The 16403-nt window shown below is 59.0% G+C and carries 10 protein-coding genes and 1 pseudogene; 3 read left to right on the top strand and 8 right to left on the bottom strand.

The window, feature by feature from the left end; all coding sequences use genetic code 11:
• Nucleotides 1-6: 6 nt before the first annotated feature.
• From VDP81_RS14715 to VDP81_RS14705, 3 genes are all read left to right on the top strand, one after another.
• Nucleotides 7-2991, top strand: coding sequence for a TrlF family AAA-like ATPase (locus tag VDP81_RS14715; protein WP_323012705.1), 2985 nt, complete (start codon nucleotides 7-9; stop codon nucleotides 2989-2991).
• Nucleotides 2992-3457: 466 nt separating this feature from the next.
• A complete protein-coding gene (locus tag VDP81_RS14710) occupies nucleotides 3458-7249 on the top strand; it encodes a hypothetical protein (protein ID WP_323012704.1) in 3792 nt (1263 codons plus the stop codon).
• 259 nt (nucleotides 7250-7508) lie between these two features.
• On the top strand, nucleotides 7509-8312 hold the full coding sequence (locus VDP81_RS14705) for a hypothetical protein (protein ID WP_323012703.1): 804 nt from the start codon (nucleotides 7509-7511) through the stop codon (nucleotides 8310-8312).
• Between the two features lie 443 nt (nucleotides 8313-8755).
• Here the strand turns inward: VDP81_RS14705 and VDP81_RS14700 are convergent, their stop codons facing one another.
• The 8 genes and pseudogenes from VDP81_RS14700 to VDP81_RS14665 all read right to left on the bottom strand — a co-directional run bounded on the left by VDP81_RS14700 (nucleotide 8756) and on the right by VDP81_RS14665 (nucleotide 16363).
• Nucleotides 8756-8998, bottom strand: coding sequence for a transcriptional regulator (locus VDP81_RS14700; RefSeq protein WP_323012702.1), 243 nt, complete (start codon nucleotides 8996-8998; stop codon nucleotides 8756-8758).
• 17 nt (nucleotides 8999-9015) lie between these two features.
• Nucleotides 9016-9963: a nucleotidyl transferase AbiEii/AbiGii toxin family protein gene (locus VDP81_RS14695; RefSeq protein WP_323012701.1), complete on the bottom strand. Its 948-nt coding sequence runs from the start codon at nucleotides 9961-9963 to the stop codon at nucleotides 9016-9018.
• On the bottom strand, nucleotides 9947-10768 hold the full coding sequence (locus tag VDP81_RS14690) for a type IV toxin-antitoxin system AbiEi family antitoxin domain-containing protein (protein WP_323012700.1): 822 nt from the start codon (nucleotides 10766-10768) through the stop codon (nucleotides 9947-9949). Before VDP81_RS14690 ends, VDP81_RS14695 begins: the two co-directional genes overlap by 17 nt.
• 156 nt (nucleotides 10769-10924) lie before the next feature.
• Nucleotides 10925-12139, bottom strand: a pseudogene (locus tag VDP81_RS14685) (tyrosine-type recombinase/integrase).
• A 453-nt stretch (nucleotides 12140-12592) separates the two neighbouring features.
• Nucleotides 12593-12811, bottom strand: coding sequence for a hypothetical protein (locus VDP81_RS14680; protein WP_323012699.1), 219 nt, complete (start codon nucleotides 12809-12811; stop codon nucleotides 12593-12595).
• A 90-nt stretch (nucleotides 12812-12901) separates the two neighbouring features.
• Nucleotides 12902-13975: a hypothetical protein gene (locus VDP81_RS14675; protein ID WP_323012698.1), complete on the bottom strand. Its 1074-nt coding sequence runs from the start codon at nucleotides 13973-13975 to the stop codon at nucleotides 12902-12904.
• 44 nt (nucleotides 13976-14019) lie between these two features.
• Nucleotides 14020-15201 carry a GIY-YIG nuclease family protein gene (locus tag VDP81_RS14670; RefSeq protein ID WP_323012697.1) on the bottom strand — a complete coding sequence of 394 codons (1182 nt, stop codon included), beginning with the start codon at nucleotides 15199-15201 and terminating at the stop codon, nucleotides 14020-14022.
• Nucleotides 15194-16363, bottom strand: coding sequence for a DUF1016 N-terminal domain-containing protein (locus tag VDP81_RS14665; RefSeq protein WP_323012696.1), 1170 nt, complete (start codon nucleotides 16361-16363; stop codon nucleotides 15194-15196). Before VDP81_RS14665 ends, VDP81_RS14670 begins: the two co-directional genes overlap by 8 nt.
• Nucleotides 16364-16403 lie beyond the last annotated feature (40 nt).

Below are 16403 nucleotides of genomic sequence, written 5' to 3'. Positions count from 1 at the left end.
GGACCCATGGCCGACATGTTCGACGTACAAAGCAAACGAGGCTCGATCTGGCATCGCTGGGACCCTCACATCCACACGCCCGGCACCGCCCTGAACGACCAGTACGCAGGTCCAGATCCTTGGGCAGCGTTCCTAGATGCCATCGAGGCGTCGAACCCGCCGATTCGCGCGATTGGTATTACCGACTATTTCGGCATTGAACGTTACGAGCAGGTCGTCGAAGAAAAACGCCGTGGACGTTTGCCTGGCGTGGGCCTGATATTCCCCAACGTCGAACTGCGGCTTGGGATCGAAACCGCGAAGGCATCGGCGGTCAACATCCACCTGCTCTTCTCGCCGCATGATGCCGACCACATCGACCGGATCAAGCGCTTCCTGCTGGAATTCGAGTTCCCGTACCTGGGCGAGTCCTACCGCTGCCAACGCAGCGACCTCATTCGCTTGGGCCGCGCCCACAAACCAGACCTGACGGACGACGAGGCAGCCCGGTCTGAAGGTGCCAACCAGTTCAAGGTGAATTTCGACCAGCTCAAGCAGGCATGGTCAAAAAACGAGTGGATCAAGAAGAACACCCTGATCGCTGTTGCCGGAGGGGAGAAGGACGGAACTTCGGGTCTGCGCGACGCCACCGCCTCTTTCGCGGCGCAACGCAAGAACGTCGAGGGCCTTGCCCACATCATCTTCAGCGCCAATCCCAAGCAGGTCCGCTTCTGGCTGGGCAAAGAATCGGCCACGGTCGAAGAACTCGAAAGCCAGTACAACGGATGCAAGCCATGCCTGCACGGGTCGGATGCGCATTCGCTCGCCAAGGCCGAGCAACCTGACGGCGACCGGCGCTGCTGGCTCAAGGGCGACCTGATGTTCGACTCGTTACGCCAGGCCTGCATCGAACCCGAAGAGCGTGTTTTCATCGGCACCGAGCCCCCGCGCGGCGCACTGGACAGCCACACAATCAACTCGGTGTCTGTGACGAATGCGCCCTGGATCGCGAACGGTGCCGTTGGGCTGAACGCGGGATTGGTTGCCGTGATCGGCGCGCGCGGTTCGGGAAAAACCGCCTTGGCCGATCTGATTGCAGCAGGCGGTCTTGCGCTCTCCCCTCATTTGAACGAGCGCTCCTTCATCCTGCGCGCGAAACAATACCTCGGTGACAGCAAAGCCGAGTTGCAATGGGCGTCTGGCGAAACGACTGGCAACGAACTCGACCAGACTGACATGGAGGATTTGCTCGCCAGCCCGTATGTCCAGTACCTGTCACAGCAGTTCGTCGACCAGCTCTGCTCGGCGGAAGGCTTGAACGATGCACTGGTCGCGGAGATCGAGCGTGTGATCTTCAGTGCTCACCCGCTCAACGAGCGTCAAGGCGCAGACTCTTTCCAGGAGTTGCTGGGCCTTCGGCTGGAAACTTCGCGCCAGAAGCGCAAACGCCAGCAACAGGCTCTGACCAGGGCGTCCGCAGACCTCACCGACGAACGTGTCAAGAAGGACGGCCTCAAGGCGCTCGAGAAGGACCGGGACGAGAAGAAGCGTGCTATCGACAAGGACAAGACTGACCGCAAGTCGCTGGTTGCCAAGGGCAACGAAGAACGCGCGCGGCGCCATGAACAGGTTTCGCTCGCGGTCGATGCGAAGCGACAACTGGTAGATCAAGCCAAGCGCCGACACCAGGCGCTGCTTCATTTGCAAAACGACGTGCGCGACTTCCGCACCCGCCAGGCCCCCTCTCTGCTCGCCGACCTGAAGGAAGAGCGTGAGCAGGCCGGCCTCAGTGCCACTGACTGGGAAGCCTTCAGGCTCGACTATGCCGGCCCGGTTGACACGTTGCTGACCGAGCGCATCAAACAGGCGAACCTGTCTGTGACCGCGCTGCAAGGCCCCGCGAAAACCGATCCGGCGCCTCAGGCCAACTCCGACCCAGCCGTCACGCTGATCCCCGTGGACGTCAACCTCGCGGATCAATCTCTTTCGCTCCTTGAGCGGGAGCTTGCTCGCCTGCGCAAGCTGGTCGGTGTCGACGCGCAGAACGCCAAACGCTTCACCACCCTATCGGACAAGATCACCAAGGCCGAGGCCGCGCTGCCCAAAGTGTTGCAGCAGATCGAGCGCATCCAGGGCGCAGACGAGCGCATCCGCGCACTGATCGAAGCGCGGCGCAGCGCCTACGCCGCCATCTTCGAAGCGATCGTCGAGGAAGAGCGAGAGCTTGCAGATCTCTACGCGCCTATCAAAGCGCGCATCGACGAGGCGGCGGGCTCCTTGTCGAAACTGTCGTTCTCGGTGCGTCGAAATGTGGATCTTTCGCAGTGGGCCGCCAATGGCGAAGAGTTGTTGGACCTGCGGACCAACGGTCCTTTCAAGGGGCGCGGCGAATTGCTGCGGTCAGCGCGCGCCGGGCTGATGGCGGCATGGGCGGCCGGTGACGCTGCGCAAGCCGCCACGGCCTTGCTCGATTTCGTCAAGATCAATGAGGCCGCGCTCCGGACCCACATGCCTGAGAACGCCGATTTCCGTGCATGGGCGCGCAACATTTCGGACTGGCTCTACAGCACCGATCACATCACTGTTGGCTACGGCTTGCAATATGACGGTGTCGATATTGAGCAGTTGTCACCCGGCACACGCGGCATCGTCTTGCTGCTGCTGTACTTGGCCATCGACGCGGAAGATGATCGACCACTCATCATCGATCAGCCCGAAGAGAACTTGGACCCTCAGTCCATATATCAAGAACTGGTGCATCGTTTCCGCGACGCCAAGAAGCGGCGCCAGATAGTCATCGTGACGCACAATGCCAACTTGGTGGTGAACACCGATGCGGATCAGGTGATCGTGGCGCAGTGTGGGCCGCACAGGCCCGGCCAGTTGCCGCTCATTACATACGAGAGCGGCAGTCTCGAAAACCCGCTCATCCGGCAACACGTGTGCGACATCCTCGAAGGTGGAGAACGTGCCTTCAAGGAGCGCGCCAAGCGCTTACGAGTGACCATTTGATCAGCGAGAACACGGATGCCAAGTGTCCCGCCCTCGGTCGCGAGGCTGCGGGTGTGTATATACAAGCTTCGTGGTCTTCCGCCAGTTACGGCTTTGCTGGCTTCACCGCGAGGGTCGTTTGCCCTCCCCTCTTGAACATCCGATCGCCGGCCATGAATGCTTCCAACTGCGGGGGGCACTGGGTAACCGGTGTCCCTACCGCGACCGGAAAGTTGGCTGCCAATGTTGATACAGACTCAATTCATCACGGTTCTGCGTCAGTCATCGCAATAATGGTGCGAACACGAACCCAAACCGCTGAGGAATACCGTCAGCTCTTGCGGAAAGATCATTGGGAAAAGCCACTCGTGGAGGTCTTGCTAGATGCAGGAAAAATTTGATTCTAGGAACTATGGCGATTATTCGATGTGTCCAAGATCACTCGTTTCAGCATACCGCTTCAATTTTGAAGATATGTACAAAGAACATGAGTGATCACAACTACGACGCAGAACCTGACCTCGCTTCCTTGGCTGCAACGATGAGGTTGCCAGCATCAGATCCCAACATCGGAAAGATTGCTAGGCAGTGCAAATCGTTTGTCCGGGATCTACACAGATTCAATGCAATCAGGGTCGCGGCCGCGTTCGGCGGATTGCTGTTGCAACCGTCTCTCCAAGCGAACTGCCTGCGCCTAGAGACTCTCGTTCACCTCTCCGTCGCCTTTGGCCAAGGGATAGAAGCACCAGGTTCGAAGATTCTCCTTAAGGGCTTTTCTGCGCTTGGCTTAGCGTGTGGCCATCTTGAGGATCCACCCGAGAGCATCTTTGTAGGCAACATATCGTCCAGCCGCGGCAACTATCTTGTCCTGGAGGGTGTTTGGGAGAGCGCGACCTTCTACCTTCAGCGCATCGTCGAGATGGTCGATGAGCTGCCGGATGAACCGCAATTCCAATTCATCGCGAATTCAATTCATGCGCTTCTGAAAATTTCCGACTTTGCCCTCCGCCGAGCGGGACTGAAGCGAAACCAGTCTGGAGAGGAGACTCGGACCAAGGTGTTGCCGAAGTCGCTCGCTCAACAGTTTGGTCAGCTGCAGGACCTTGTGCGATTTAGCCACGCTGATCTCGCTGATGCAGGCGTTGACATCGACCTGCTGGGCCCATTTCTACTCGGCCAGGAGCGCGCGGGGCTTCTGCGGGATCAAACCGTCGGCCATTCCGAGCTGGAGCGCCGGCCGATCGTATGGAGCGAGCAGAGCCTCTTCCTTGTCCTCCCGACTGCCGTCACTGTCGCGATTCGCAGGTTCTTCATCGAAGTGCTGGGAATGGATGAGAACAGGCAAGTATTCCTCTCGAGCCTGACGCGCCAATATGCAACGCTACTCGCCCATTCACCGTTGCTCGGCAGCCAGGGTAGGAAACTTCCCTTTCGGATCAATCACATTGGAAGCCTCTGCTGCGCAGCCAGGGAGGTTGATGCGGGTCGTCATCTGGCGCTCGTATGCATAGTCGACACCCTTGAGGACTTCAAGGAAGATGGTTTCAGAGGGGCCTTCGTACCCACGAAAGAACAATCAGATCAAATCGATAAAGCCATCGCCTTCGTTCTAACCGCGTGCTCCAGGACAGAGGGCTTCCAGCAAGGACTTTTGCTGGTTCTGACCTGCGGAATCGGTCGAGGAGCCTCCCTATCTCTTCTGCCAGCCCCGGACCCAAGATGGAAAGTCCAGCATACGAGTACAGCAGACTTCTGGACCTTGGGATGGCTGCCCGACATGGATGTTCTCCAGCTCTGGCGCATTCTCCTGGCCCAGGACCAACTGGCAAGGATGGGTGTACAGCTACAGAACGCAAATGGGCTACTCAATCTGGTTGCCTGGGCCGATTCGAACAAAGGGCATCTAGTTCCACATTCAGATATCCCGTCCGAAGCAGCAAGAAAGAAACTCTGTTTGGCCATCACGCAGAACGCGATTCTGGAAGCCCGGCGCTCGTTCCATGCAGATGTTGACATGCACGCTGAGAGGTTCATCGATGGACGCTGGATACTGGTTCAGATCGACGGAAGAAGTCACTTCGACGATGAGAACCGGCAACCGCTATATCGAACGGTTGATCCCGCAGAAGACGGTTTCCCCATGGGGATGTGCAGAACAGCTGCACGCGCATGGTGGTTCCAGCTCCCAGTTCATGAAGGGAAGCCGAGCTGGACCTATGAGCGTTGGAGAATGCTCGAGACATGGTGCCGACGTGCGGCGCCTCATCTCGAAGCGGAGTTTTCTACATATCTTGGGAATGGAGCGATCCTTTGGAAATGCATCTTCACCTCGTCCCAAATCCCATTAGATCCTGAGCAAGGATGGGGTAATGCGGAAGACGCCGCGCACGCCATTGCCGTTACGGCCGAACATGCGACATGCACGATTCAAATGACGATCGGCTCGGCCTTCGAAAGAGCTCTCTACAGCCCCGAAAATATAGCGGAGGCAGCCTTAGTGAGAGCACTTATTTCAGGCGTCTCGCGGCTTTCCGATAGGGTACCGAGCGATCCTGAAGGCCTCTTTCGGAAGATCGTTCCCAGCGCTCAGGCCAGGCAGACTCACATGTTCTCGCAACAGGAGTTTCGGGATTTCTTCCCTTGGCTCGGTCGGGAGACGCTGGTCAACATCAGTTCCTACGAGGACGCCGCGACAAGGCTCGGACTCGGGTGGAAGGTCCGCGATCCCCGCGAGGGCGGTGCCGTTGCCGGAAAGGAAGCCTGCCGACAGTTTCTGAATGATCTGGTGCGGCGCGTGGAAGATGAACTGAGAGTACAGCTCGCGCAATTCGATCGGCGCGATGTGCTCTCAAAGGTTTCGCTCAACTATGAAGCGGCCTCGGTGTCCAGGGCCCGATGGCATCGAACGTCATCCGCGATCTTGGCACTGCGCGACGATCAGTCTTCTGCCCTGAGCGTTATGAAGGAGCAGGAATTCAAGCTGAATGCGATCTTTCACGGATCCCGCGTGCTGCTGGAGATGGCCATATGCGAATGCCCGCTCAACGGAGCACGTGAACTTGGCCGCATGGATCACTCCCTTCTTCTGACATTGGCGTCCCAGATCCATCACCTGGGTGGCTGGTCTGACCTGATCCATTGGGGCCTCATGAAGCCCGCAATCTCCGTTCGCGCGTTGGGCGATGTGCACGTTCATCACGACTTCATCGACAGTGTCATCGACCAGTTCGGTAGCAGGACGAACGCAGTCCGCTACATGGATTCGGTCAGGAGCTACAGCAAGAACCTCGCCATGCCCGCCGTCGTACTAGACGTGAAGGGTGTGTTGGATCAGAAATTTCTGGATGCGTGGGTTGTAGAATTCGGATTTGAGTTCAATGCGCTTCGACAGTTCGTGGATGCCGTTGAGAACCATGGGATCGAACGAGACGAGCCGATCTTCGTGATTCGACGAAGCGAGCTTGAGGCCCTAGCTCCAAACAAAGGGATTGGCCCGAACATCTTGGCGGCGCTGAGCCTGCAGCCCCGCACATCCTGGCGAGATCTGCCCGAAGGCCATGATGACCGAGACATCTCCTTCTGGAGGTTTCGTCGCCGACTCAGTTTCCTTCGACGACCACTGCTGCAACTCTCAAACGATGAAGACCCCGAGATGTTTGTGGCACCAGCTATGCTGAGGGAAGGTGTAATTTCCACGCTTGCAAACTACTACTCGGGGTCCTATGCAGACCGACATCTTGGTCCAGCTATGCGCAGATATGCTGGCCACGCACGTCACCGCGATGGCATGCAGTTCAACGAACGCGTGACAAAGCGGATGAATTCGCTGGGCTGGAGAACTCACTCCGAGATAGCTCTGAGCAAGTTACTTTCTTCAAAGCTAGAGCGCAACTACGGTGATGTAGATGTCCTAGCTTGGGATCCGAAAAATGGGCGGGTGCTGGTAATGGAGTGCAAGGATCTGCAGTTCCGCAAGACCTACGGGGAGATCGCCGAGCAGTTAATGGACTTCGCTGGTGAAGTGGATGAAAAGGGCCGGCGCGATTTGCTTCGGAAGCATCTAGACCGGGTCGAATTGCTTCAGATTCACGCATCGACCGTGGCGCGCTACCTAGGCCTGAGCAACGACTGCACGATTGAAAGTCATCTGGTCTTCAAAAACCCAGTGCCGATGCAGTTTGCAGAAGGCCCTATCCGTACTCATTGCATCCAGCACACGTTCGATTCCCTATCCGAACTGAACCTCGGCTCTCACGTCGAGGCAGCCACTGACTCATAAATCTGCACCAACGTCTCTTCTGGCGAGCGATCATTCCGCCCACTGAAGAATGTGTTGGCTTCAGCCGCAAGAACGCCGAGGAGCGGGCTGGCCGAATCAGAGCTCAGAAGCGCCTCTTGGGCAGGCTTACAAGGCGCCTAACACATCGGATCACAAATGCAAGGAATTGATGAAGTCATCGAGTCCTCAGTCCGAGCCAGCCACGACGCATGAGCCTTTTACGCTCGCTAAAGGATCCTTTCGCCAGGAGCACGACCCCATGGATCTTTTCACACCGATCGTCGATGAATCCAGGCAGCACCCGCACTTCAAGTCACTGCTTGGCCCCGCACGCGCACCTGACCGGGCAGTCCTCGCTGCTTGGGCCGAGGGCTTCCCCGACCGCGATGGGAAGATGATTCAAGAGTTCCAGCTCTCCTTCAACTCGTCCTTCTGGGAGATCTACCTATATGCGGTCTTCTGTGACTATGGGTTCGAGTTCGACTGGCCACACTCAGCGCCGGACTTCCAGCTCGACCGCGAGGGCACCCGCTTCCTTGTCGAGGCTGTGACTGCGAACGCAGCTCAGGGTAAACCCAACGAGTGGGACCTGCAGTTTTCTCTTGAATCGCCCGCAAACCTGGGCATCGACATCGACGCGCTGAACCACGAAGCCATGATTCGCCTTGCAAACGCGATTCACGGGAAGGCACGCAAGTTTACCGACGCCTACTCAAAGCTCCAGCATGTCGCCCGAAAGCCTTTCGTTCTGGTGATTGCTCCATTCGAGCAGCCGCACTTCAACCACCAGTACAACCGCCCGATCATGTCGGTCCTCTACGACCACTACGTCGATGAGCCGGCGTACATGCGTAACCCAGCTGCTTTTCCGAACGGCCCTCCGACCCGAAACCTCGGCTTCGTCACGAAGGACAACGGCGCCGAGATTGAACTGGGACTGTTCAATGATGACCGTATGCGCCAAATTTCCGCGGTGATTTTCTCCTGCACCGCTACCTGGGGAAAAGAGAGTGCACTTGCGCCCCAGACTTCAGAGCACCAGACGATGATGCACACCCTATAGGGCGCAACATCTGACGGCCGGCCTATGGCGCGCGTAGGCAGAGCTGACGAGATCGGTGAGACACTGAGCGACGGGCTGCAGGTTTATCACAACCCCTTCGCCTCAAACCCTCTCGACCCTACATTCTTCCGCCGCCGCGGTGTCGTCCAGCACTACTTCGAAGAAGCCTCAACGGGTTGGATCGTGGAAGGGCTTGAGCACAGCCTCATACACCGCATGCCGATGACCCTTGTCGCAAGGAATGACCTTAGCACTGAGCAAGCTGATGAAGCAGCCCCGTAGCGGTGAGCGGGGGGCCCGATTTAAGCCAATGATTAGTGTGATCGAAGGCCGCAAGCAGGCCTCTCGATCAGCGAAGACCCACTCGTCCAGCGGACCGGACGTGAAGCTGCGCCGGCACCGCCCTGTTCGATGATGACGCCATCATCAAATGCTTGCAGCGGCTACGCGGCATCTACCCGGACCAGCACCGCCCCGGGCAGCGCCTGTGCCATCTGCGCCGTTGCAAGCGTGACCGCAGTATCGCGGTCGCTCGCCTCCCTGCTGAATGCCAGGCCGACATGACCCGGCCGCCCCCAGCCGACCGTGGCATCGGCGCAATCGCTGTCCGCTACTTGGCGAAGGACATCCTCCTGCGACCCCATGCCCGAGTCCAGTGCATAGACCAGTGTGAAATCGTGAACCATCGCGTCAACCTCCTTCGTCATCCGGCACCGGTGATCCGCGCCAGCGTGTCGTCAAGCTGCCGGCGATCTGCCGCACGCTTGGCCGCCGTGCGCTGAGCCAGGTTGTGCAGCTTGCGCCGCACGCCGGGTAACTCGGCCGCATGGGCCAATCCGATCAAACTGAAATCCGCCTTCTCATCCTCGACGGATTGCAGAAAGGCACGCGACGGCCCATCCAGCCAATGCGCTACGCGCGCCAGCAGGCGCCCGCGACTCTCCAGCAAGGCAGCCACGCTGATAGGCTCGGACGTCATGCCCTTGAAATGGGCCTCGAAGGTGGCTCCGAAATCCGCTGGCACACGCGGCGCCAGCATTTCCCAGGCCGGCTTCGGACTGCACGTCAGGTACACGAGAAAAGTTCGCCAGAGACCCGCATCCGCGCGTTCATCCTCCAGCAGCAGGCCCACGTCGAACAGATCGCGCGGGTGCTGCCGCGACAGCGCAGCCGCCAGCTTGCCGGCATAGAGGTCGGTGAACGCCAGCACCTGCACCTCGGCAAAGCCGAAGGCCTCTTCCACCCTCGGGCGTACCACCATGCCGCGCACCGGATGCACCGCTCCACGCATGACAGGTGTCGTTTCGATTTGCACGCGCGCACGGCCGCGACTGGCCACCAAGCGAGTGACCGCCCCGCCCTCACCCGCCGAGGTGTGCACCTGCAATTGCAGAGGCCGGGCACGCAGCACATCGGCCAATCGCCCCAACGCTTCGGCGATCAGTCTTGCATCCTCGGCATAGTCGTGCACCGGCAACCAGGCCAGATCGATGTCCACCGACAGGCGCGGCAGATCGTGCTCGAACAGGTTGATGGCGGTGCCGCCCTTGAGCGCGAAGCGCGGCTCCTGCGCAAGCACCGGCAGGATCTCCACCAGCAACCGCACGCGGTCCGTGTAGCGCCGGTCCCACTGATCAAGCCAGGTGCTCATCGAGGTCTCCCGGCAAGGTGATCTGGTAGGTCGGATGCAGGCGCCCACCGGGCACCAGCGCACGCTTGCCCCGGCCTAGATCAACGCCTTCCAACGACACGTGCGCCAGCCATGCATGCCGATGGCGATCGGCCAGGGCCAGGAACAGCCGCTTCGCCTTGATGCTGCGGCAGTGCCGCAGCATCAGGCCGACACGCTGCGGCCGCAGCGTGGTCATGGCCTGCATCAGCGCATCGGCTTCGTAGACCCCTGCCGCACCCGATACGCTGTCGCACAGTTCCAGCATGGCCCGCTCGGGCGTCGAGCAGACCACGGCATCGGCCCCAAACGCAACGGAGTACCAAGCCAAGCCCGCGTCCGACAACGCCGTCCCTGAGACCTCCGCAGTGACAGGCACGGCCGGGAGATCCAACGGCCCCTTGCCCTCGTACTCGAAGCGCTGCTCCAGTGAAAGCTTGCCCATCCAGCCCGGCGGCTGCTGTGGCCCATACAGCGTGATCGTCCCGGCATCGCCCAGGCGCAGGTAGTGCTCGTGTCCCTGCAGGTCGAGTGCGAAGCATCCCCCGACGTGCAGCGGTACCCCCTCCCCGACCTGCAGGCTGCGGACCACGCCCTCCCATTGCAGCCGCCCGCCCCTGCGCATGTAGACGCCACGCGCCGGCGACACCAGCCAGCCGCTGCCCACGTAGCGCGCCACAAGGCTGTTGGAGTAGCCGTGCGCCCGTAGCCAGCGGCTGGAAACCAGGCGCGTATCGCCCAGTTCGGTCAGCAAGCGGTTCAATTTTCCTGAATTTTGAGCATCCATAGTGCTCAAAATAACATATTTGTAAACCTTCGCCAAGATCGGCCAGTTTGGCAAGGACCACAAAAGATCACCCAGAGTGATCTTTTCGTCCTGTCGGCAAACCTTGCGCTGGCCGCCGACAGAGAGTTTCGATACGGTCATCATGCGGCCCTCCCTTCACAAAGCCGCGCTGAGAACAGGGACCGATACGTTCTCCGGCAGCAGCTTCGGCACATGGATGCGCTCGTCGATCCAGGCATCGACCATGTCGGCTCACTCCTGCAGCATGTGCCGCCGCTGCTCGGCGTACTCGGCCTTGTTGTAGATCGAGCGCGAGGAACGCCCTTCCTCGTGCGCCAGGCACTTCTCGATCCAGTCGCCGTTGAAGCCCACTTCGTTGAGCAGCGTAGAGCCGGTACGGCGCAGGTCATGCACGGTAAAGGGCTCCAGCGGCAGTCCAGCAGCCTTGGCACGCTCCACGATGAGTTGGGTCACCCGGTTCAGGATCGCATGCGCCATGCAACGGGTCGGCTCATAGCGCGAGGGCAGCACGAACTTCGAGCCTGCCGCGCAGGTGTGCAATGCCACCAGGATGTCCAGCGCCTGCCGCGACAGATAGACCACGTGAGGGTTGCGCCCCTTCATGCGCTGCTTCGGAATCGTCCAGGTCGCGTTCTCGAAGTCAATCTCACTCCAGGTGGCCTCGATCAACTCGCTCTTGCGCACCAGGGTCAGCAGAACCATGCGCAGCGCCAGGCGGATCGTCGGGTAGGTCGCAATGGACTCCAACTGGTGGAACGCCAGCCGGATCTCGGTCGGCGACAGCGCCCGATCCTTCGGCACGAAAGTGGCGATCGAGGCGGCCGCCACGTCGTTGGCCGGGTTGTCCACCCTCTCCCCATGCAGGATCGCAAAGGCATAGACCTGCTTCACGATGTCGCGGACATGCACCGCAGTGGCAGGCGCCCCGCGCGCCTTCACCTTGTTGCACAAGGCCCGCAGGTCATCAGCGGTGATTTCATTGAGCAGCCGGCTCTTGAACACCGGCAGGATGTCGCGGTCGACGACATGCTTGCGCATCGCGCGTGTGCTGTCCGCCATCTTGGCGTCCGCCAGCCACTTGAGCGCTACATCACCGAAGTTCTTGTCTGCGGTGAGCCGGCGCTTCTCACGCTGCTTCTCCAGTGCCGGGGAACGGCCCGCAGCGACAGCCTTCTTGGCATCGAGCAGCTTTTCACGGGCCAGGGCCAGCGAGATGCCGCCCAAGCCGTAGCGGCCGATGGTCAGGGTCTCACGGCGCCCGTTGAGACGGTAATCGTAGCGGAAGGTGACGGTACCGGCAGTCGATACCGTCACGTACGTCCAACCCCGATCAGAATCCTTATAAGTCAACTACTTAGGCTTCAGATTGCGCAGTGCTGTGTCGGTAAGCATCGAGGTTTTCCTCCTGTTTCGTGACGGCTTTTACCGTCAGGGGTCAGGAGACCTGTTGATGCCCGGAAAGCCGCATGAAACAAGCTTTCCAGAGGAGTGTTTTACCGTCAAAGACCGTTTTGGTCTCAATAGTAAACGGGAGGGTCTTGATCCGCCCCCCGGTTCTTACCGCCAGCCCTACCGTCAATCCATTTCGCTGGTCGGCGATAGCCACCGATAGCCGCCGTGACGTATTTCTTTTTAAATCAACACGTTACGTCTTTTTCGATAGCTGGCGATAGTCCCCGAAGGACGTCAATTCACCCAACTCGATTGTCAATAATAGAAAAAATCCTTTCGAAATCAAAGTTTTATTTATTTGCATGCGCACGATACCATGCAAAGTACCATGCAATACCAAGAAAAGTTGAGCTAGCCACCATCGGTGACTTTCAACCTCCAGCCTTGCCGCTTCTGCCGCTCGGCGTCGGCCAAGTCGCCGGGCCACCTCGCCAACTCGTCATCGGGAAGGTCAGCCAGGATTTGCGGCAGGTTCATGATCCGGTGCGGAGGCATCGGCAGGTCATTGGACGGCGGGCCGTCGGTGATGAAACACGGCTCGGTTTGATCGTCCTGGTGCAGCCTCGTCATGCTCTTTCCTCTTGGCGTTCATTCTGGCCTGCGGCCAAGGTAAATCAAACTCGCGACGCCCTTGCTGAAAATGGACATAGGCCAACAAGGCTACCTACCGCGCTTCCGCGGGCGTGCCCGCCATGCTTCCTCGACTAATTCTGGCGTAATGGCATCCCGAAGCACACGTAGCGCATTGTCGGAATATCGGGGATGCTTTTGAGACCCGAACTCGAAAACCATCACGTTGGCTGGATCTTCGTCTATGCGCAGGAAGTCGCGGACGGCCTTGGCCTTGCTGGCCGACAAACCCAACTTGTCCGCCAAAGCGCTAGGGCTCCAGTGGTATTTTTTCTGGAGATCTACTTCACGGATGGCCGCTGCGCCCTCTGGGTCATCACCGGATATGTAACGAATAGCCGGGGCATCTGCCGCTTTGGTGATTCGAACACGAATAGTCGGACCTTCGCCTTCCACGTTCGTTGCTAAGGTCATCAACCGTGGAAACACCTGCTCTACCGGAATATCCCCTTTAATGGCATCCTCGATTCGATCCAGGTCACGCTTGGAAACCGCGACTTCCTCGCTAACGTGGGCTTCCATCGCCAGGAGTGCCGTAATTCGGCCCCTGGCTTCGTCTCGCGCTCTTCGGCCCGGAGCAAGCAGTTCTCGAATCTGCTCATACTCCCGATTCACCAGCATTAAGAAATCAGGAAGCGCTTGGGTCGACAGAGGAAGGACCCGTACCGGAAGGTTGTCAGCGAGCGTGTCTTCGAAATGTTCAGTCAGGACTTCATCCAAGACGGTGATCAATGCCCTGGCGTTGATGTAAAGAGCGTCTTCTGGAACCACGATCATCCAGTGCTGGGCTTGGTCGCGCATCGCGTCGATGACGCGGACGGCCCCAGCTTGCGCAGCGCTCACCCACCCTTTGGACTGAGCAATGTTCAACGCCTTCTCGATACCGATGGAAGTCCCCTTTTCCTTGTCGAAGACGTTTTGCCCCTTCTGAACCAACAATGCCTTAGTTAACATTTCACTGGCGTGCTGAAGCATAAGCAGGACAGTCTCTGGCCTTCCATCATCGTCGTGGTTGTTGAACGCCTCCAGCCCCCGCTTCAAGGATGCGATAGCCTTGGCTTTCAGTGTCTTGGCTTCCCTCTTTAACTTCACAATTTCCCCCAATCTTTGGCTAGCTGCGGACGCTTGATCGGCATAGCTGTCTCTAATTAAACCGCCGTTACCAACGTCGCAGCTTTGGGATCATAGATATACCCAGTGATACTCCCATCCTTGATGCGCGCGACGGCCTCGTCGATGACAAATAGCGGGACGAGAAACCATTCCTCGGGCTGCACGGGATGGCCGAAGCGATCATTGATGGTGATGTTCAGCCGTGCAGGTGCGAACAGCCTGTGGAACAGATTTTCCATCCGCGTTCGGTTGATGCCTGCGAGCTTGTAGGTTGCTACCACTTCGACCTTGGCCAACAGATAGGTGGAATCGTGTTCGGCATTGGCGATGCGTGTCTCTACCTTGCCGCCGGTCACACCAATCTTGTGGATGACATCGCGATGCTCGGCCACATAGGGGTTCTCAGACAGCGAGCGCAACACATAAATAGTGCCACTCTCCAGATCACCCTCTTCCAGGGAGTCGCTAAACAAAGGCCCCATATCTGGATCAGTAATTCGACGTGCTGTTTCGTCTTTGTACAAAGCACGGGCTAGGGACAGGCGCAGCAGGTTACTTTCTGTACCGTTCGAGAAAATGACACGCAGCCGAGCATCTTTCTTGCCTTGTGGCGAGTCGAACTCTTCACCTTCCTCAGCCACATACGCCATTTGTCCGTCCAGGATGAACCAATGATCCACTTCAATCGTTGCGTATTGCCCGAAAGGCCGAGTCACTCTTAAACCTGCACTCAGATCACTGCGCGCCTGATCAAACAGCTCTTTGAACCCACCAAAGTCTTCGCACGGCTTGCGATCCGCAATCTCCTCAGCAGCGCGCTTTTCGGCGCTGGTTCGAACATGGCGCAAGACCGTGATGTCGTCCGCGTCGGCAACACCCGCCAGCTCGGCAGCCAGGTCGTCGATGTCGATGGCGTCGTCTGCTGAAGCGGCATTGGTCTGTGCCTCAGCAAGCAAGCCCTGGTGATCCAGCGGCTCAAGCACGGCGCGGCAGTCCGGGAGCGCGCGCAGACGGTCTAGGCGCACGGCATACAGGCGCTCGAATATGTCGCGGTCTTCGCCATGCTGCGGCGCACGCCCATGCTGCTCGGTAAAGCGTTGGATTTCCTCGAAGCCGACGATGACACGCTCCTCGCTGGCGGGGCGTCCCTTTTTCTTCTCAGGCGGCGCGAACTCGGCCAGTTCTGCTGCCAGGTCATCAAGATCGAAGTTACTCATAGCGCCCCTCCGCCCTGAAACGCATGAATGCGGCTGCGCCTTCGGCAAGGTGCTTTTCCCAGGTATCTTGCGAGGTTGCCGATGGAAGCCGCCCGCGTTCGCGCTTGAACTCAGCCGCGCGCTTGGCAATCACTTTGGCATCGTCAGGCGTGATTGTGGTGCGCTTGGTCGAGATGGCCGTTGCGACCTGCTTCAAGCTGTCTTCGCTCATGGTCTTGGCGAGGATGGCATAGGCTTCGCCGAAGGGATTGATGCGGTCTATCAGGTCAATATCCAGTTCACGCACGTCCATCGCGAAGCGGCGCACGCCGTCGAGCAAGGCCGTATTAGGCGACCCATCACTTTCGCCGTCAGTAACAAGCCGCTTGGCCTGCTGCGTAAGGTTGAGGGCGGCGATGGCGTGCTGCCGCACGGCCTCCTGATCTTCGGCGTCAAACTCGGGGTATTTGTCCTTGATGATCTTGCCCATGCGAACCTGCGTCAGTTCTTCGGGCACCAGTTCCTCATCGAACAGGCCGCGCTCGATGGTGGGCTTGTCTTGTACGAAGGCCGCGATCACTTCGTTCAAGTCCTCCTGGCAGATACGCGCAGCCTCTTGGCTTTTGGGCTCGGCCAGGCCCTTGATCTCGATCTGGTAGGCCCCGGTCTGCTCGTTGACACCGAAATTGCAGCGATCCGGGTCATACCCCCCGTCGCCATAGTCAAAGCCCGGCGTCGGGCCGCTGTCAGAGTTCTTGGGCTTGAACTCGAAGCGCGGGGCCAATACCTGCTCCATCAGCAGGCTCAACTGCGACAACAGCACAAGATTGTGCCCCCAGGGCAATTGTCCAACAGCCTGTTGGACAATTTGCTCGTCGGGCCACGCCGCCGCAAACGCCCGCATATACATCAGGTTGGCGCGGGAAAAACCTTTCATCTCCGGGAAGGCCGAACGCAAGTCCTGCGACAGCCGCTCGATGACTTTCGCACCCCAACCCTGTGCGGCCTGCCGTGCCAGGATGTCCTGACCAATCTGCCAGTAGAGCAGCACGAGTTCACGATTAACCGCCAGCGCGGCGCGTTGCTGGGCGGTGTGGATGCGGGTTTTCAGCTCGACCAGCCAGTCGGCGTAGCCTTCGGGCACTGGTGTCAGTTTGACGGGTTTTGCATCATCGGTGCTCATGATTTTTTTCCCCACGGCACGTTCTCTGAATCAGTCACGT

The sequence above is a fragment of the Castellaniella sp. genome (genome assembly GCF_034675845.1).
Lineage (GTDB): Bacteria > Pseudomonadota > Gammaproteobacteria > Burkholderiales > Burkholderiaceae_B > Castellaniella.
This window is presented reverse-complemented; position numbering and strand designations above follow the sequence as displayed.

What these genes read in the sequence shown, in the direction of transcription:
- VDP81_RS14680 (WP_323012699.1), bottom strand. Translation starts at nt 12,811, where the DNA reads ATGACGAGGCTGCACCAGGACGATCAAACCGAGCCGTGTTTCATCACC.
- VDP81_RS14705 (WP_323012703.1), top strand. Translation starts at nt 7,509, where the DNA reads ATGGATCTTTTCACACCGATCGTCGATGAATCCAGGCAGCACCCGCAC.
- VDP81_RS14665 (WP_323012696.1), bottom strand. Translation starts at nt 16,363, where the DNA reads ATGAGCACCGATGATGCAAAACCCGTCAAACTGACACCAGTGCCCGAA.
- VDP81_RS14700 (WP_323012702.1), bottom strand. Translation starts at nt 8,998, where the DNA reads ATGGTTCACGATTTCACACTGGTCTATGCACTGGACTCGGGCATGGGG.
- VDP81_RS14690 (WP_323012700.1), bottom strand. Translation starts at nt 10,768, where the DNA reads ATGGATGCTCAAAATTCAGGAAAATTGAACCGCTTGCTGACCGAACTG.
- VDP81_RS14670 (WP_323012697.1), bottom strand. Translation starts at nt 15,201, where the DNA reads ATGAGTAACTTCGATCTTGATGACCTGGCAGCAGAACTGGCCGAGTTC.
- VDP81_RS14695 (WP_323012701.1), bottom strand. Translation starts at nt 9,963, where the DNA reads ATGAGCACCTGGCTTGATCAGTGGGACCGGCGCTACACGGACCGCGTG.
- VDP81_RS14715 (WP_323012705.1), top strand. Translation starts at nt 7, where the DNA reads ATGGCCGACATGTTCGACGTACAAAGCAAACGAGGCTCGATCTGGCAT.
- VDP81_RS14710 (WP_323012704.1), top strand. Translation starts at nt 3,458, where the DNA reads ATGAGTGATCACAACTACGACGCAGAACCTGACCTCGCTTCCTTGGCT.